Origin of the sequence: Pseudomonas paraeruginosa PA7 (assembly GCF_000017205.1) — a bacterium.
Lineage (GTDB): Bacteria > Pseudomonadota > Gammaproteobacteria > Pseudomonadales > Pseudomonadaceae > Pseudomonas > Pseudomonas paraeruginosa.
In genome coordinates this window covers 1457086-1473189 of sequence record NC_009656.1, presented here as the reverse complement: position 1 = coordinate 1473189, position 16104 = coordinate 1457086, and the positions used below count along the sequence as shown (strand labels likewise).

Below are 16104 nucleotides of genomic sequence, written 5' to 3'. Positions count from 1 at the left end.
ATCTCGTATTTGCGGGAAACGGCACTGTATGGCGCCGAAAAGGCTGTCCAAGATACACAGCGCCCCCCCACCGCACAAGACACCGAAAGTTGGCCCCCACCCTCCCTCATCCGGTGTTGCGCAGCCCGGCGGCGATCCCCGCCACCGTCACCAGCAGCGCCTGCTCCAGGCCGCCGCAGGCATCGCCCCGGCAGCGCCGCGAGCGGGCCAGAAGCTCGGCCTGGAGCAGGTGCAGCGGGTCTAGATAGCTGTTGCGCACGCTGATCGACTCGCGGGTCTCGCTGGCATGGGCGAGCAGCAGCGACTGCCCGGTGAGGCCCAGCACCACGCGCACCGCCTGCGACAATAGGTCGCGTAAACGGCGCCCCAGCGGACGCAGTTCGAGCGGCACTAGACGTTCGTCGTAGAGCCGCGCGATATCCGCGTCGGCCTTGGCCAGGACCATCTCCAGCATGTCGATACGGGTGGTGAAGAACGGCCATCGCTCGCGCATCTGCCCGAGCAGCGCGCCCTCGCCGCGCTCGATGGCGTTCAGCAGGGCGGTCTCCCAGCCGAGCCAGGCCGGCAGCATCAGGCGCGTCTGGGTCCAGGCGAAGATCCACGGAATCGCCCGCAGGCTCTCCACCCCGCCCTCGCGGCGCTTGGCCGGGCGGCTGCCCAGCGGCAGGCGGCCCAGTTCCTGCTCGGGCGTGGCCAGGCGGAAATACTCGACGAACTGCGGATCGTCGCGCACCACCCGGCGATAGGCGTGCAGCGCATCCTTCGCCAGGCGGTCCATCTGCGCGCGCCAGGCCGGCTCGGGCGCCGGCGGCGGCATCAGGGTCGCCTCCAGCACCGCGGCCAGGTAGAGGTTGAGGTTCTGTTCGGCGATGTCCGGCAGGCCGAACTTGAAGCGGATCATCTCGCCCTGCTCGGTGACCCGGAAACGCCCGGCCACCGAGCCCGGCGGCTGCGACAGGATCGCCGCGTGGGCCGGCCCGCCGCCGCGGCCGACGGTGCCGCCGCGACCGTGGAAGAGCAGCAGCTCGACCTCGTGGTGGCGGCAGATCTCCACCAGTTTTTCCTGCGCCCGGTACTGCGCCCAGGCGGCCGTCAGGGTGCCGGCATCCTTGGCCGAGTCGGAGTAGCCGATCATCACTTCCTGCACCCCGGAAAGCCGCGAGCGATAGCCCGGCAGGGTCAGCAGGCGCTCCATGCAGGGGCCGGCGTTATCGAGATCGTCGAGGGTCTCGAACAGCGGTACCACGCGCATCGGCCAGTCGACGCCGCTCTCCTTCAGAAGCAACTGCACCGCCAGCACATCGGAAGGCTGGCCGGCCATCGAGATCACGTAGGAGCCCAGCGAGGCCGGCGGCGCGGCGGCGATCGCCCGGCAGGTGGCGAGCACCTCGGCAGTCTCCGCCGAGGGCTGGTAGTGCGCCGGCAGGAGGGGGCGGCGGCTGTTCAGTTCCTCGAGGAGGAATTCCAGGCGGGTCTTTTCGTCCCACTCGGCGTAGCTGCCCAGCTCCAGGTACTCGGTGATCTCGCTGAGCGCGGCGGCGTGCCGGCCGGCGTCCTGGCGCACGTCCAGGCGCACCAGGAACAGGCCGAAAGTGGCGGCGCGGCGCAGGCAGTCGAGCAGCGCGCCATCGGCGATCACGCCCATGCCGCAGGCGTGCAGCGACTCGTGGCACAGTTGCAGCGGCTCGACCAGGTCGCGGTTGTGCTCCAGGACACCCTCCGCGGCCGGCACTTCGCCAGCCAGGGCCTGGTGGGTCCAGCTACGGGTCAGCCGCAGGCGTTCGCGCAATTGCTTGAGCAGCGCGCGGTAGGGTTCGGCGCTATCGCCGACCCGCGCCAGCAGTGCCGGCGAAGCCTCCTGCATGGACAGCTCGGCGGCCAGCCGGTCGATATCGCGCAGGTAGAGGTCGGCGGCCATCCAGCGCGCCAGCAGCAGGACCTCACGGGTCACGCCGGCGGTGACGTTGGGATTGCCGTCGCGGTCGCCGCCCATCCAGGAGGCGAAGCGCAGCGGCGCGGCGCTCAGCGGCAGGCGCTCGCCGGTGCTGCGCAGGAGCACCTCGTCGACATGCCGGAGGACATTCGGCAAGGCCTCCCAGAGGGAATGCTCGATCACCGCGAAGCCCCATTTCGCCTCGTCCACCGGGGTCGGCCGGACCTTGCGGATCTCGTCGGTGTGCCAGACCTCGGCCACCAGCCGCTGCAAGCGCCGCTGGATGCGGCTGCGCTCCTCCGGCAGCAGATCGGCATGGTCCTTGGTCGCCAGTTGCGCGGTGATCGCGTCGTACTTCTGGATCAACGTGCGCCGCGCCACCTCGGTGGGATGGGCGGTGAGCACCAGTTCGATCTCCAGCCCGGCGAGCTGGCGGGCCAGTTGCCCCGGGGCATGCCCGGCGTCCTTGAGACGCCCCAGCAGTTCTTCCAGCGCCAGGTTCTCGAACGGTTCCGGCTCGTTCGGCCGGCGCCGGCGGATGCGATGGTACTGCTCGGCGATGTTGGCCAGGTTGAGGAACTGGTTGAAGGCCCGCGCCACCGGCAGCAGTTCGCTTTCCTCGAGGCCGTCGAGGGTCGCGGTGAGCTGCTGGGCGCCCTCCGCGGAACCGCGGCGGGCGGCCTTGGCGCCCTTGCGGATGCGTTCGATCTTGTCGAGGAACGCGGGTCCGTATTGTTCGCGGATGGTATCGCCAAGCAGTTCGCCCAGCTGGTGGACGTCCTCGCGCAGGCGCGCGTCGATTTCCGGCATGACCTGTCTCCACTGCGGGTGGGAAAGCCAGCTTGGCTCAGGCGCCCCCGCGCTTACAAGCCCGCAGCGTGCCAGCACGCCCCACCGGGCGGCGAACGGAACGCCGGAGGACTAACCTGTAGGAAGTGCCCGCACCGAGGCACGGCCCCACGAGGGCATACCCGCCGCGCCCGCCACGACCGGGCAGAAGAGGTCAGCATGAAGATCCGTGAGCTTGTCCGCCATTGGGAACACACCGCCAGGGGCCGCATGGCCCGCAGCCGCTACAGCGTACCGCTGGATGTCGAGAGCGCCGCGCGCCTCGCCGCCCTGCACGAGATGTACCCCAGGCGCAGCGTCGAGGAACTGCTCGGCGAACTGGTCGGCGCCGCCCTCGAGGAACTCGAGGCGAGCTTCCCCTATGTGAAGGGAAATCAGGTGGTGGCCACCGACGAACAGGGCGACCCGCTCTACGAGGACGTCGGCCCGACCCCGCGTTTCCTCTCGCTGTCGCGCAAGTACCTGCAGGAACTCACCGCCCAGCAGGACACTTCCAGCCACTGAGGCGCCTGCCTCAGCCGTGGCGCTTGTGCACCCCGGGCACGTGCAGGTGTCCGGCGCCGGCGCAGTCATCGGCGATCGGCGATAGCGGCGCCGGCTGCTCCAGTTCGCGGAGGATGCCGCAGGCCTCGCTGTTGCCGGCGACCGTGCAGCGCGAGCCGAGGTCCTGCAGTTGCTCGCGCAGCGCCTGGAGTTCGGCGATGCGCACCTCGACATGGTGCAGGTGCTCGTCGATCAGCCGGTTGGCGGTACCGCAGTCCGCCTCGGGGCGGTCGCGCAAGGCCAGCAGGGTGCGGATTTCCTCCTGGGTCATGTCCAGCGAACGGCAATGGCGGATGAACGACAGGCGTTCGACGTGCGCCAGCGTGTACTGCCGGTAGTTGCCTTCGCTGCGCCCCGGCTCGGGCAACAGTCCCTCGCGCTCGTAGTAGCGGATGGTTTCCACCGGGCAGCCGGTGCGTTTCGCCAGTTCACCGATCTTCATCGTCCCTCCTCGCCGCGGCCAGCCTCCGGCTATGGGAATTGCCAGTACCGCTTGACTCTGTAGTTGCTACAGGGTGTGCAATCGCATCCAACACGTCAAACGGGAATTGTTTCCATGAGCCACGAACACGCCGACACCTGCTGTCACGGTCACGGTCACGGTCACGGTCACGGTCACGGTCACGGACATGATCATGGGCATCGCCACGCGCCCCGTCCCGCGCTGGCTGCCATCGGAACCCTGGCCGGCAACGCCGAGCTGCGCTGGAGCGACCTGCGCATCGAAGCGATGGACTGCCCCACCGAAGAGCGCCTGATCCGCGATGCCCTCGGCCGCCAGCCGGCGGTGGAGTCGCTGGAGTTCAACCTGATGCAGCGCCTGCTGCGGGTCCAGCATCGCTTCGACAGCGTCGAGCCGCTGCAGAAGCTGATCGCCGGCCTCGGCATGCAGGCGGTGCCGCTGGACGCTGGCGAAGGGCTCGACGGGCCCTCGGAAGCGCCGACGAAACCCTGGTGGCCATTGGCCCTGGCCGGCGTCATGGCGCTGGCCTCGGAAGTCGTCCACTGGTTCGGCCTGGCGCCGGACTGGGTGGTCGCGGGCCTCGCCCTGCTGGCGATCCTCGGCGCCGGCCTGCCGACCTACCGCAAGGGCTGGATTGCCCTGAAGAACCGCAACCTGAACATCAACGCGCTGATGAGCATCGCCGTGACCGGTGCCGTGCTGATCGGCCAGTGGCCGGAAGCGGCGATGGTCAGCGTGCTGTTCGCCATCGCCGAACTGATCGAGGCGAAGTCCCTGGATCGCGCGCGCAACGCCATCCGCGGTCTGCTGCAACTGGCTCCGGAACAGGCCACGGTGCTGGTCGGCGGCGAATGGAAGGAGTTGCCGGCCAAGCAAGTGGAGCTGGAAGCCACCGTGCGCGTGAAGCCCGGCGAACGCATCGCCCTCGATGGCGAGGTGATCAGCGGCCGCTCCAGCGTCAACCAGGCGCCGATCACCGGCGAAAGCCTGCCGGTGGAGAAGGAGGTCGGCGAGCCGCTGTTCGCCGGCAGCATCAACGGCGAGGGCGCGCTGGAATACCGCGTCACCCGCCGCGCCGACGACAGCACCCTGGCACGGATCATCCACGCGGTGGAGGAAGCCCAGGGCTCCCGCGCGCCGACCCAGCGCTTCGTCGACAGCTTCGCCCGCGTCTACACCCCGGTGGTGTTCCTCATCGCCCTGGCCACCGCGGTGCTGCCGCCATTGCTGCTCGGCGGCGCCTGGCTGGACTGGATCTACCGGGCGCTGGTGCTGCTGGTGATCGCCTGTCCCTGCGCCCTGGTGATCTCGACCCCGGTGACCATCGTCAGCGGCCTGTCCGCCGCGGCGCGCCTGGGCATCCTGATCAAGGGCGGGGTGTTCCTCGAACTCGGCCGCAAGCTGTCCTGGGTCGCCCTCGACAAGACCGGCACCATCACCCACGGCAAGCCGCAGCAGACCGATTACCTGCCGATCGCGGAAGATGAAGGGACGGATGCGCGCCTGCTCGCCGCCAGCCTGGCCGCGCGTTCCGACCACCCGGTATCGCGCGCCGTGGCCAACGCAGCGGAAGAGGACGGCCTCGCCCTGGGCGTGGTCGAGGACCTCACCGCGCTGCCGGGACGCGGTGTCAGCGGACGCATCGATGGCGTGCTCTACCACCTCGGCAACCATCGCCTGGTGGAAGAACTGGGGCTCTGCTCGCCAGCCCTGGAAGAGCGCCTGGACGCCCTGGAGCGCCAGGGCAAGACCGTCATCGCGCTGTGCGACCCGCAGCGGGTGCGGGCCCTGTTCGCGGTCGCCGACGGGGTCAAGGACAGCAGCCGCGAGGCGATCCGCGAGCTGCACCAACTGGATGTGAAGACCCTGATGCTGACCGGCGACAACCCGCACACCGCCGCCGCCATCGCCAGCCAGGTGGGTATCGACGCGGCGCGCGGCAACCTGCTGCCGGAAGACAAGCTGCGCGAAGTGGAAGCGCGCCAGGCCGACGGTTCGCGGGTCGGCATGGTCGGCGACGGGATCAACGACGCACCCGCGCTGGCGCGCGCCGACATCGGCTTCGCCATGGGCGCGGCGGGCACCGACACCGCCATCGAGACCGCCGGCGTGGCGCTGATGGACGACGACCTGCGCAAGCTGCCGCAGTTCATCCGCCTGTCGCGTACCACCCACGCGATCCTGATCCAGAACATCAGCCTCGCCCTGGGTATCAAGGCGGTGTTCCTCGCCCTCACCCTGGCCGGCGAAGGCACCCTGTGGATGGCGGTGTTCGCCGACATGGGCGCTAGCCTGCTGGTGGTGTTCAACGGCCTGCGCCTGTTGCGCAAGCGTTTCTGACAGCCGCCTGCGCTTCGACGAGCCCCACTCCGGTGGGGCTTTTTTCTGTCCGTGGGAACCCGGGGCTCTGCGCTGCGCTGCCGCCGCAACCCACGTGCAGCGGGCCGCCGTCGTTGCGAATGAGCTGCCGCGACCACCTCGGGAGCCGACCGTTCGGTCAGAAAAATTCAGATTTTTTTTTGAACCCCTGAACAAACGGGGGAGTCACTAAACGTACATGGCCAATCGCCAACCCCCTGATCAGGGGTTCGCGCAGGCTTGCTCAGTGAGCAGGAAAAATCGCCAGGGAAATTCGGAAACGGGTCCCCGGCAATGGCCAGAAGTGAAAAAGCCAAGGAATCAGCATCCCTGTCAGAGGAAATTTCCCATGGAGCAAAAAGCGATGAGCAAGCAACACACCGGTTCCCTGCGTGGCCTCAAGCTGGCCCTGCTGGCCGTAGGCAGCAGCCTGGTCCTGGCCGGCTGCGCCGGCAACCCGCCGACCGAGCAGTTCGCCGTGACCGAGTCCGCGGTGAACAACGCGGTGAGCGCCGGCGGCCCGGAATACGCCCCGGTCGAGATGAAGTCCGCCCAGGACAAGCTGAGCCAGGCGCGCATCGCCATGAACGACAAGGAATACGACCAGGCCAAGCGCCTGGCCCAGCAGGCCGAGTGGGATGCCCGGGTCGCCGAGCGCAAGACCCAGGCCGCCAAGGCGCAGAAAGCCGTGAAGGATGCCCAGCAGGGCGTCATGGAACTGCGCGAGGAAGGCATGCGCGATACGCAGCCTTAAGCCCGTCCCCGCCCTTCTTTCGTCGATTCGTGATTAAGGATGACTCCTATGCGTAAGTACATTGCCCTCCCCGCCGTTTCCCTGCTGGCCCTGGCGTTGGCCGCCTGCTCGACGCCACCGAATGCCAACCTGGAACAGGCCCGCAGCAACTTCTCCGCGCTGCAGTCGCAGCCCGACGCGACCAAGGTCGCGGCCCTGGAAACCAAAGATGCCGGCGACTGGCTGGCCAAGGCCGACAAGGCCTACCAGGATGGCGAAGACCAGCGCGACGTCGACCAGCTGGCCTACCTCACCAACCAGCGCATCGAACTGGCCAAGCAGACCATCGTCCTGCGCAATGCCGAGTCGCAACTGCAGAACGCTTCCGCCCAGCGCGCCCAGGCCCGCCTCGACGCGCGCACCGCGCAACTGGACAAGCTGCGCAGCCAGCTGAACGCCAAGCAGACCTCGCGCGGCACCATGGTGACCTTCGGCGACGTGCTGTTCGACCTCGACAAGTCCGACCTCAAGCCCGGCGCCATGCGCAACATCCAGCAGCTGGCCGAGTTCCTCCAGCAGAACCCCGAGCGCCAGGTGATCGTCGAGGGCTACACCGACAGCACCGGTTCGGCCAACTACAACCAGCGCCTGTCCGAGCGCCGCGCCGACTCCGTGCGCATGGCCCTGCTCAGCCGCGGCATCAGCCCGGAACGCGTGGCCACCCGTGGCTACGGCAAGGAGTATCCGGTCGCCAGCAACGGCACCAGCTCCGGCCGCGCCATGAACCGTCGCGTGGAAGTGACCATCTCCAACGACGCCAAGCCGGTCGCGCCGCGCTCTTCCGTCAGCGGCTGACCACCGTCGCGATACGCAAAAGCCCCGCCGCCCGGCGGGGCTTTTGCATTGGCACCCGCGAAGCGCCTCAGCGGGGGCCGCGCCGTTCGTCCAGCAAACGCCGGTAGCGCTCGGCCATCGACGCATCGAAGGCGACCAGGACGATCTCCTCCAGGCTTCCGCCCTCCGGGCGTGGCCGGCAGACTTCCTCGATGGCGATCGTCGCGGCCAGTTCCAACGGATAGCCGTAGATGCCGCAACTGATCGCGGGAAAGGCGACGCTGGCCGCCTCGGCCTGTTCGGCCAGGGCCAGGCTGTGTCGATAGCAACTGGCGAGCAGTTCCGCCTCGCCGTTGTCGCCACCGCGCCAGACCGGGCCGACGGTATGGATCACATGCGCCGCCGACAGGCGGAAACCAGGGGTGATCTTCGCCGCGCCGGTCTTGCAACCGTGCAGCAGGCGGCACGCTGCCGCCAGCTCGGGACCGGCGGCGCGGTGGATCGCGCCGTCGACCCCGCCGCCACCGAGCAGCGAGGAATTCGCCGCGTTGACGATGGCATCCACCGCAAGACGGGTGATGTCCCCCTGCCAGACGCGGACCTCGGTCATTTCACTTCCTGCGGGACTTCCTGTCCGGCGCAGCGCACGGCGTGCTTCCGGTTGTCCACCAGCACGCCGGAAAGGCCTTTCTGCTCGGTGTCGAACAGCACCAGCACGCCGTCGATGCACTGCGCGACCTGCTTGGCCGGCTGCAGGGACAGCTTCACATCCTCGCCGGGGAGGCTCTTGAGCATGGTGAAGTCGGCCAGCAACAGGGCGTCCTGCGGCTTGGCGAAATGCAGGTAGCCGTAGTACCAGAGCACGCCGACGGTGACGAAGATGGTACCGATGCCGGTCAGGATGCAGGGGAGTACGTTACGCTCGCTCATGGATTGCCTTCGGGTTGCGCGGATTCGCGGTTCGGGATTTCGGCCAGCCGGCGCAGGCCGGTGAAGCCATGGGGGTCGTCGAGAAAGCGCAGCATCACTTCCTGCCAGGTCGCTTCGGCGAAGGTCTGCACGTGGCCACCACGGGTCAGTTGCAGGACCTTCGGCGGCCGCGCCTGGCGATACAGGGCGATGCCGTTCTCGAGGGGCACAATGGTATCGTCGATGCTGTGAAAGAACAGCATGGGTGCGCCAGAAAGCCGCGCCACCGAATGGATCGCGCTGTCGCCGTCGGGCACCAGCCAGGACAACGGCACCTGCAGCGGCCAGGTCAGCCAGGCGCCGTCCAGCATGTGCCGGGCGATGCCGCGGTAGCTCGCCGGCACGCCGTCGAACACCAGCGCCTTGAACTGCGCCTGGCGTTCGGGATGCCCGGCCAGGTAGTGGATCGCCAGCGCGCCGCCGAGGCTCTGCCCGAGCAGCACGCGCTCGGTGCCTTTCACCTCCGGCGCCTGGTCGAGCCAGGCGAAGGCCGCGTCGATGTCGCGGTAGACCTCCGGCAGTCCCGGCTCGCCCTCCGACTGGCCATAGCCGCGGTAGTCGAGCATCAGCACCTGGTAGCCCTCGGCGGGCAGCCACCAGGTGCCGCCGAGGTGCCAGGAGAGGTTGCCACCGTTGCCATGCAGGTAGAGCACTGTGCCTTTCACCGGCACGCCTTTCTTCGCCGGCAGCCACCAGGCGCGCAGGCGCACGCCGTCGGCGGTGGTCAGGCTGACGTCGCGATACTCCAGGCCGGCGCGCGCCGGAGTGATCTGCACCACCGGCTCGGGATAGAACAGCAGCGAGCTGCAGCCGCCCAGCAGCAGGCCGGCCAGCGCCAGCAGGGGGATCAGCAGGCGCTTCATCCGTTGTTGGTCCTCACCTCTTCGCGAGCACGAAAGGTGGCGTCGTAGATGCGTCCGGCCAGGCGCGAGAATGGCAGGCTCTGCAGCCAGACGGTGCCGCTGCCCTTTAGGGTGGTCAGCAGCAATCCTTCGCCGCCGAACAGCATGCTCTTCAGACCGCCGGCCAGTTGCACGTCATAGTCGATGCCGTCGGTGAAGGCCACCAGGCAACCGGTGTCGACCCGCAGCGTCTCGTCGTGCAACTGGCGGCGGATCAGCGTGCCGCCGGCATGCACGAAGACCAGGCCATCGCCCTCGAGCTTCTGCAGGATGAAGCCTTCGCCACCGAAGAAGCCCGCGCCCAGGCGCTTGGCGAAGGCGATGCCGACCCTGGTGCCGTAGGCCGCGCAGAGGAAGGAGTCCTTCTGGCAGAACAGGCGCCCGCCGACATCGTCCAGGTCCACCGGCAGCACGCTGCCCGGATAGGGCGCGGCGAAGGCCACGTGCTGCTTGCCCTGGCCCTCGTTGGTGAAGTGGGTCATGAACACCGATTCGCCGCCGAGCTTGCGCTTGCCGGCGCTCCACAGCTTGCCCAGCAGGCTGCCGTCGGAGCCGTCGCCCATCCGCGCGGTGAAGCGGATGTCGCCGGTCATGTAGTTCATCGCCCCCGCCTCGGCGATCACGGTTTCCCCGGGGTCGAGTTCGATCTCCACGGTCTGCATGGACTCGCCGAGGATGCGGTAGTCGAGTTCGTGGCTGGCCATCGCCGTTCTCCTTGCTTGCCGGCCGACCGCCCGCGCGCGCACCGGGAAGGACCGGTACGGCGGGAACGGTCAGAGGATGTTCGCGTAGTCCGCTTCGATGCGGTCCAGGCTGAGGTGATTGAGGAAGTTCGAGAAACACATCCAGGCCGACAGCGCGTTGAGGTCGCGGAACTGCGGCGGCAGGTACTTCGGCGGCGCCACCAGGCCCTCGTCGACCAGTTGGCGCAGGGTACGCATGTCTTCCAGGGTGGTCTTGCCGCAGAACAGCAGGGGAATCTGCTCGAGCTTGCCCTTGCGCACCGCCAGCTGGATGTAGTTGTAGATGAGGATGAAGCCCTTCAGGTACGACAGGTCCTTGGTGAACGGCAGGCCGTCCGGTGTCGAGCCGCGGAACACCCGGCTGGCGTTCTGGTAGCTGTCTTCCAGGCTGTAGCCCTGCTCGCGGTAGAAATGGAACACGTCGAGGAAGTCGGCGCCCTCCTCGGCCATGTGGATCGCCCGGGTGCGGTTGGTCAGCTTGCGCAGGCGGGTCGGGTAGGAGGCGAAGGCGATCACCTCCATCAGGATCGCCAGGCCTTCCTGGGTCACCGTGGAGGACGGCGGGCCCTTGGCGAGGAAGGTGCAGATCGGCTGGTTCAGGCCGTTGAGGGTGGTGCCGACATGCACCAGACCTTCGTGGACCTCCAGCGCGCGCACGTCGCGCTCGTTGAACAGGGCATCGGCGCGCACCTTGATGTAGTCGGCGCCGGCCGCCGCGTCGGCGACGATGCCGTCGGACTCGAAGACGCGGATGGTGCCCTCCTCCTCGCCGAACACGGTGTTCAGCCGCGCCTGCAGGATCGGCACGACCTCCTTGGCGGTCAGGGTCTTGGGTTCGTCCTTGAGGTCGCCGCGGTCGGCGATGTTGTTCAGGTAGTCGGAGAGCATCAGGCCGAGGTCGGCCAGGGTCGGATCGCCGGCGTGGAAGGCATCCGAGGCCGAGCCGTAGAGTTCCTGGGAGATCAGCCCGAGGTCCGGGGTGCCGCGCGCCTCGAGCATGCGGATGACCATCCGGTATTCCTTGCACATCCGCCGCATGATCTGCCCGACCGGGTTGAACTGGCCGAGCTGGCGGGTGATGTCGCGCTCGATGTTCTGGAATTCCTGCTTCTTGGCGCTGGCGTCGAAGGCCAGCGGGCGGCTGTCGTAGTAGCCGCGATCGACCTTCGGCGCGTGCTTTCCACGGCCCTTGAGGAAGTCCTGGCGGATCCCGTCGTCCCACTTGATCGCGTCCAGCACGCGGATCGGCGTCTGCGCCTCGACGATGCGGTCGGACAGGGAGCGGATGATCTTCTGGTAGTCGTTCTGCGCCTTGCGCTGGCTCATCGGCAATCTCATTGGGTGACCCGCTGGAAGCGGGCGGCCTCGACGAACACGTCGGAATTGGCGGGATCGTTCAGGTAGGCGAAGACCTTTTCCAGCGGGCTGCGCACCAGCGCGCCCTTGCCCTGCTCGCTGTCGACGGTCTCGCCGTCGAGCTGGCCTTTGCCGAGGTCCTCGACGATGCGCTCGACATCGAGGTTGTAGATCACCAGTTCGTCGCCGTCGGTGATCTCGAAGCCGGCGATCGCGAAGTTGCCGCCCAGGCTCTTCGGCAGGCCGGCCGACAGGTACCAGCGCTTGCCCTGGTGGGACACGGTGAAGCCATAGTCCTCCAGGCTCTCGGTATTGTCCTTGCTGTCCACGTAGCTGACCGCGCGGTAAACATTGCTGCCGGAACGGGTGATCTCGAGGAACTGTTCCTCCTTCCACTCGTTTTCCCGGCTCCAGGTGCCGAGCAGGTGGCTGGGCGCCGCCTCCCGCGGCGGAATCGGCTCCTTGAAGGTGACCAGGCATCCGCCCAGCAGCAGGAAACTCAGGACCACCAGGCAACGCCAGGCTTTCATCACACGCTCCTTAGGAACCCTCCAGCCCCTGCGACCCGTTGGCCGAGGCAAGGTTCGGCTATGAAAAACCCCGCCATGGCGGGGTTGGACGCTCGGGTCAGAGGCCCATGACCAGGTTCAGGTACCGTCTGAGTATGGCGCGCATTTCGTCCACGGCCAGTTGCTCCACCCCATCCACGAGGCCCTGATATTCCATCTGCAGAATAATCGACGTCAACACCTTGGCGTCCTGTTCGGGCTCGCTGGAGCCGAGCACCTGGAAAAAATGCACCGCGCCGAGGGAGAGGATCCGCTGGTGGGCGTCGGCCAGTTCGCGCAGGCGCGGGTTGAGCAGCACCTCCTGGCGAAAGGCCTGCTCGGCCAACAGGTGTTCGCGGCGCTCGGTGAGCTGGACCTGGACGTACTGCACGGCCAGCTCGACGATCTGCTCCACCAGCGAGCCACGGGCGCCGGGGTCGCCGGCCAGGACCGCGGCCATCTCCTGGAGGTCGCCCTCCACACTGCGCCAGAATGCCGACAGCGCCTCGGCGTTGCGCTCGACGAAGAGGGTGAAGGTGTCGGTGATGAGGTCGTCGATGTCCTTGAAATAGTAGGTGGTGGCCGACAACGGCACCTGGGCCTCGGCGGCCACCGCGCGGTGGCGCACGGCGCGCACGCCATCGCGGACGATCAGGCGCATGGCGGCGTCGAGGATCGCCTGGCGGCGCTGCTCGCTGCCCTGGCGGCTGGCCTTGCGGCCCTGGTACCTGACGCTCTCGGCCACCGCGCTGGCGGCCTGGGCGGCGCTGTCTCTGGGAGCTACTCGGGGCACGGTGTTTCCTCCGCTCGCGGACGATGGGGCATTGTTCGGGCTTTTTCGCGTGGAATCAATCGGCCGCTATCGGGATCTCCGATCCCGCCCGCACCTCCCGTGGTCAGCCGGCGGATCGGCGGCTATAGGCCCCAGGCCAGGCAGCCGGGATACCGCGCGGCCATGAAAAAACCGCCCGAAGGCGGCTTTTCCATGGACTGTTGCGGCGCTCAGGCCTGCGGGCGCATGTGCGGGAACAGGATCACGTCGCGGATCGACGGCGAGTTGGTCAGCAGCATCACCAGGCGGTCGATGCCGATGCCTTCGCCGGCGGTCGGCGGCATGCCGTATTCCAGGGCGTTGATGAAGTCGGCGTCGTAGTGCATCGCCTCGTCGTCGCCGGCGTCCTTCTCCTTGACCTGCAACATGAAGCGCTCGGCCTGGTCCTCGGCATCGTTCAGCTCGGAATAGGCGTTGGCGATCTCGCGGCCGCCGATGAACAGCTCGAAGCGGTCGGTGACGCTCGGGTCCTCGTCGTTACGGCGGGCCAGCGGCGAAACCTCGAAGGGGTAGCGGGTGATGAAGTGCGGCTGCTCCAGCTTGTGCTCCACCAGCTCTTCGAAAATCATCACCTGCAGCTTGCCCAGGCCTTCGTGGCCGAGGACCTTGGCGCCGGCCTTCCTGGCGATGGCCCGGGCCTTCTCGACGTCGTTGAGGTCGGCGGGGGTGATCTGCGGGTTGTACTTGAGGATCGAGTCGTACACCGACAGGCGCACGAACGGCTCGCCGAAGTGGAAGACCTTGTCGCCGTACGGCACGTCGGTGCTGCCGAGAACCGCCTGGGCCAGCTCTCGGAACAGTTCCTCGGTCAGGTCCATGTTGTCTTCGTAGTCGGCGTAGGCCTGGTAGAACTCGAGCATGGTGAACTCGGGGTTGTGCCGGGTCGAGACGCCTTCGTTGCGGAAGTTGCGGTTGATCTCGAAGACCTTCTCGAAACCGCCGACCACCAGGCGCTTGAGGTACAGCTCCGGGGCGATGCGCAGGAACATGGCCATGTCCAGCGCATTGTGATGGGTCTCGAACGGCTTGGCCGCGGCGCCGCCGGGGATGGTCTGCAGCATCGGGGTCTCCACTTCGAGGAAACCGCGCTCGCTGAGGAAGCGGCGGATGTGGGCGATGACCTGGGAGCGCACGCGGAAGGTGTGGCGGGTTTCCTCGTTGACCATCAGGTCGACGTAGCGCTGGCGGTAGCGCTGCTCGGTGTCGGTCAGGCCATGGTGCTTGTCCGGTAGCGGGCGCAGCGACTTGGTCAGCAGGCGCACGCTGGTCATGTCGACGTACAGGTCGCCCTTGCCCGAGCGCGCCAGCACGCCTTCGGCGCCGATGATGTCGCCCAGGTCCCAGGTCTTGATCTCGGCCAGGGTCTCTTCCGGCAGGGTCTTGCGGTTGACGTAGACCTGCAGGCGCTCGCTGCTGTCCTGGAGGACGATGAAGGAACCGCGGTTGAGCATGATCCGACCGGCGACCTTGACCGGGATGGCTGCGGCTTCCAGCTCTTCCTTGGTCTTGTCCGCGTACTGTTTCTGCAGGTCCGCGAAATAGGCGTCGCGGCGGAAGTCGTTGGGGAAGGCGATGGCCCGCGCTTCGCGCACGGCGGCAAGCTTTTCCTTGCGCTGGGCGATCAGCTTGTTTTCTTCCTGTTGCAGTTCGTGCTGGTCGAGTTGTTGGTCGCTCATGGTCTTGGTGGTTCCTGGTTAGGCTCTCTTGCCTGTGGAAACGGATTGCGCAACAGGGGGCGAGCGCGGGGCCTGGCAAGGCGGAAAATGGCGAGGACGCGGAGTTTACGCCGGTAAACGCGCGGTCCGAGCCATTTTCCAACGCGGCATGGCCAAGCGCAGCGGCTTTACAGCCCCTGTTTGAGGCTGGCTTCGAGGTATTCGTCTAGGTCGCCGTCGAGCACCTTGTCGCAGTCGCTGCGCTCGATGCCGGTGCGCAGGTCCTTGATCCGCGACTGGTCGAGCACGTAAGAGCGGATCTGGTGACCCCAGCCGATGTCCGACTTGGTGTCCTCCAGCGCCTGCGAGGCGGCGGTGCGCTTCTGCATCTCCTGCTCGTACAACTTGGCCCGCAGCATCTTCATCGCGGTGTCCTTGTTGGCGTGCTGGGAGCGTTCGTTCTGGCACGCCACCACGGTGTTGGTCGGCACGTGGGTGATCCGCACCGCCGAATCGGTGGTGTTCACGTGCTGACCGCCCGCGCCGGAGGAGCGGTAGGTGTCGATGCGCAGGTCGGCCGGGTTGATCTCGATCTCGATGTTGTCGTCGATCTCGGGCGACACGAACACCGCGGTGAACGAGGTATGGCGACGGTTGCCGGAATCGAACGGGCTCTTGCGCACCAGGCGGTGCACGCCGATCTCGGTGCGCAGCCAGCCGAAGGCGTACTCGCCCTTGACGTGCACGGTGGCGCCCTTGATACCGGCGACCTCGCCCTCGGACAGCTCGATGATGGTGGCGTCGAAGCCGTGCTTGTCGGCCCAGCGCAGGTACATGCGCAGCAGCATGTTGGCCCAGTCCTGGGCCTCGGTGCCGCCGGAACCGGCCTGGATGTCCAGGTAGGCGTTGTTCGGGTCCATCTCGCCGCTGAACATGCGGCGGAACTCCAGCTTCTCGAGGATCTCGCGCAGGCGCTCGACTTCGCCGGCGACGTCGCCGACGGCGCCCTCGTCGCCTTCCTCGACGGCCATGTCCAGCAGGTCGCGGGAATCGGCCAGGCCGCTGGTCAGGTCGTCCAGGGTTTCCACCACCTGCGCCAGCTGGGCGCGCTCACGGCCGAGGTTCTGGGCGTATTCGGGGTTGTTCCAGACGTTGGGGTCTTCGAGCTCGCGGTTTACTTCGACCAGGCGATCATGCTTCTGATCGTAGTCAAAGATACCCCCGAATGGTCTGGGTGCGCTCGGAGAGGTCCTTGATGCTGTTGAGGATCGGGTTGATTTCCATGGCTGGCGGTCACTCGCGGGGAAAACGTCGAAAAGCTGCGAAGTATACTGCACTTGCGCCGCGCAGGCAGTACGCCGAGCGCGATTTAACGCTACCGGCGAC

The 16104-nt window shown here is 67.4% G+C and carries 15 protein-coding genes; 4 read left to right on the top strand and 11 right to left on the bottom strand.

The window, feature by feature from the left end; translation table 11 throughout:
- Nucleotides 1-106: 106 nt before the first annotated feature.
- Nucleotides 107-2743: a phosphoenolpyruvate carboxylase gene (gene ppc / locus PSPA7_RS06915; protein WP_012074668.1), complete on the bottom strand. Its 2637-nt coding sequence runs from the start codon at nucleotides 2741-2743 to the stop codon at nucleotides 107-109.
- A gap of 198 nt (nucleotides 2744-2941) precedes the next feature.
- Between ppc and PSPA7_RS06910 the strand changes: the two genes are divergently transcribed.
- The gene (locus tag PSPA7_RS06910; protein WP_003154107.1) at nucleotides 2942-3286 is read left to right on the top strand and encodes a hypothetical protein; all 345 of its coding nucleotides are present in this window, start codon (nucleotides 2942-2944) and stop codon (nucleotides 3284-3286) included.
- A gap of 10 nt (nucleotides 3287-3296) precedes the next feature.
- Here PSPA7_RS06910 and cadR read toward each other — a convergent pair whose 3' ends face one another.
- Nucleotides 3297-3767, bottom strand: coding sequence for a Cd(II)/Pb(II)-responsive transcriptional regulator (gene cadR / locus PSPA7_RS06905; protein ID WP_003154109.1), 471 nt, complete (start codon nucleotides 3765-3767; stop codon nucleotides 3297-3299).
- A 114-nt stretch (nucleotides 3768-3881) separates the two neighbouring features.
- Between cadR and PSPA7_RS06900 the strand changes: the two genes are divergently transcribed.
- The 3 genes from PSPA7_RS06900 to lptF all read left to right on the top strand — a co-directional run bounded on the left by PSPA7_RS06900 (nucleotide 3882) and on the right by lptF (nucleotide 7734).
- Nucleotides 3882-6128, top strand: coding sequence for a heavy metal translocating P-type ATPase (locus PSPA7_RS06900; RefSeq protein WP_012074667.1), 2247 nt, complete (start codon nucleotides 3882-3884; stop codon nucleotides 6126-6128).
- A gap of 367 nt (nucleotides 6129-6495) precedes the next feature.
- A complete protein-coding gene (locus PSPA7_RS06895) occupies nucleotides 6496-6900 on the top strand; it encodes a DUF4398 domain-containing protein (protein ID WP_012074666.1) in 405 nt (134 codons plus the stop codon).
- A gap of 48 nt (nucleotides 6901-6948) precedes the next feature.
- On the top strand, nucleotides 6949-7734 hold the full coding sequence (gene lptF / locus PSPA7_RS06890) for a lipotoxin F family OmpA-related lipoprotein LptF (protein WP_003154112.1): 786 nt from the start codon (nucleotides 6949-6951) through the stop codon (nucleotides 7732-7734).
- 67 nt (nucleotides 7735-7801) lie between these two features.
- On the opposite strand, the gene PSPA7_RS06885 is transcribed toward lptF, so the two are convergent.
- The 9 genes from PSPA7_RS06885 to prfB all read right to left on the bottom strand — a co-directional run bounded on the left by PSPA7_RS06885 (nucleotide 7802) and on the right by prfB (nucleotide 16002).
- Nucleotides 7802-8323: an O-acetyl-ADP-ribose deacetylase gene (locus tag PSPA7_RS06885; RefSeq protein WP_003154114.1), complete on the bottom strand. Its 522-nt coding sequence runs from the start codon at nucleotides 8321-8323 to the stop codon at nucleotides 7802-7804.
- Nucleotides 8320-8643 carry a PA3694 family proteiin gene (locus PSPA7_RS06880; protein ID WP_003154115.1) on the bottom strand — a complete coding sequence of 108 codons (324 nt, stop codon included), beginning with the start codon at nucleotides 8641-8643 and terminating at the stop codon, nucleotides 8320-8322. The genes PSPA7_RS06885 and PSPA7_RS06880 overlap by 4 nt, the downstream gene beginning before the upstream one ends.
- Nucleotides 8640-9545 carry an alpha/beta hydrolase gene (locus PSPA7_RS06875; RefSeq protein WP_012074665.1) on the bottom strand — a complete coding sequence of 302 codons (906 nt, stop codon included), beginning with the start codon at nucleotides 9543-9545 and terminating at the stop codon, nucleotides 8640-8642. Before PSPA7_RS06875 ends, PSPA7_RS06880 begins: the two co-directional genes overlap by 4 nt.
- Complete coding sequence (locus tag PSPA7_RS06870; protein WP_003154118.1) at nucleotides 9542-10288, bottom strand: TIGR00266 family protein; 747 nt, start codon at nucleotides 10286-10288, stop codon at nucleotides 9542-9544. The genes PSPA7_RS06875 and PSPA7_RS06870 overlap by 4 nt, the downstream gene beginning before the upstream one ends.
- Nucleotides 10289-10357: 69 nt before the next feature.
- Nucleotides 10358-11653: a flavohemoglobin expression-modulating QEGLA motif protein gene (locus PSPA7_RS06865; protein ID WP_003154120.1), complete on the bottom strand. Its 1296-nt coding sequence runs from the start codon at nucleotides 11651-11653 to the stop codon at nucleotides 10358-10360.
- Between the two features lie 8 nt (nucleotides 11654-11661).
- Nucleotides 11662-12213, bottom strand: a complete 552-nt coding sequence (locus PSPA7_RS06860; protein ID WP_003154121.1) for a hypothetical protein — start codon at nucleotides 12211-12213, stop codon at nucleotides 11662-11664.
- A 97-nt stretch (nucleotides 12214-12310) separates the two neighbouring features.
- On the bottom strand, nucleotides 12311-13024 hold the full coding sequence (locus tag PSPA7_RS06855; protein WP_012074664.1) for a TetR/AcrR family transcriptional regulator: 714 nt from the start codon (nucleotides 13022-13024) through the stop codon (nucleotides 12311-12313).
- 209 nt (nucleotides 13025-13233) lie between these two features.
- Nucleotides 13234-14739, bottom strand: a complete 1506-nt coding sequence (lysS, locus tag PSPA7_RS06850) for a lysine--tRNA ligase (protein WP_012074663.1) — start codon at nucleotides 14737-14739, stop codon at nucleotides 13234-13236.
- Nucleotides 14740-14906: 167 nt separating this feature from the next.
- A protein-coding gene (prfB, locus tag PSPA7_RS06845; RefSeq protein ID WP_116803135.1) for a peptide chain release factor 2 occupies nucleotides 14907-16002 on the bottom strand; the annotation gives its coding sequence in 2 pieces (ribosomal slippage) (nucleotides 14907-15929 and nucleotides 15931-16002; 1095 coding nt in all).
- Nucleotides 16003-16104 lie beyond the last annotated feature (102 nt).

Bases quoted from the DNA above. Each gene is read 5' to 3' on its own strand.
- ppc (WP_012074668.1), bottom strand. From the start codon at position 2,743: ATGCCGGAAATCGACGCGCGCCTGCGCGAGGACGTCCACCAGCTGGGC.
- PSPA7_RS06910 (WP_003154107.1), top strand. From the start codon at position 2,942: ATGAAGATCCGTGAGCTTGTCCGCCATTGGGAACACACCGCCAGGGGC.
- cadR (WP_003154109.1), bottom strand. From the start codon at position 3,767: ATGAAGATCGGTGAACTGGCGAAACGCACCGGCTGCCCGGTGGAAACC.
- PSPA7_RS06900 (WP_012074667.1), top strand. From the start codon at position 3,882: ATGAGCCACGAACACGCCGACACCTGCTGTCACGGTCACGGTCACGGT.
- PSPA7_RS06895 (WP_012074666.1), top strand. From the start codon at position 6,496: ATGGAGCAAAAAGCGATGAGCAAGCAACACACCGGTTCCCTGCGTGGC.
- lptF (WP_003154112.1), top strand. From the start codon at position 6,949: ATGCGTAAGTACATTGCCCTCCCCGCCGTTTCCCTGCTGGCCCTGGCG.
- PSPA7_RS06885 (WP_003154114.1), bottom strand. From the start codon at position 8,323: ATGACCGAGGTCCGCGTCTGGCAGGGGGACATCACCCGTCTTGCGGTG.
- PSPA7_RS06880 (WP_003154115.1), bottom strand. From the start codon at position 8,643: ATGAGCGAGCGTAACGTACTCCCCTGCATCCTGACCGGCATCGGTACC.
- PSPA7_RS06875 (WP_012074665.1), bottom strand. From the start codon at position 9,545: ATGAAGCGCCTGCTGATCCCCCTGCTGGCGCTGGCCGGCCTGCTGCTG.
- PSPA7_RS06870 (WP_003154118.1), bottom strand. From the start codon at position 10,288: ATGGCCAGCCACGAACTCGACTACCGCATCCTCGGCGAGTCCATGCAG.
- PSPA7_RS06865 (WP_003154120.1), bottom strand. From the start codon at position 11,653: ATGAGCCAGCGCAAGGCGCAGAACGACTACCAGAAGATCATCCGCTCC.
- PSPA7_RS06860 (WP_003154121.1), bottom strand. From the start codon at position 12,213: ATGAAAGCCTGGCGTTGCCTGGTGGTCCTGAGTTTCCTGCTGCTGGGC.
- lysS (WP_012074663.1), bottom strand. From the start codon at position 14,739: ATGAGCGACCAACAACTCGACCAGCACGAACTGCAACAGGAAGAAAAC.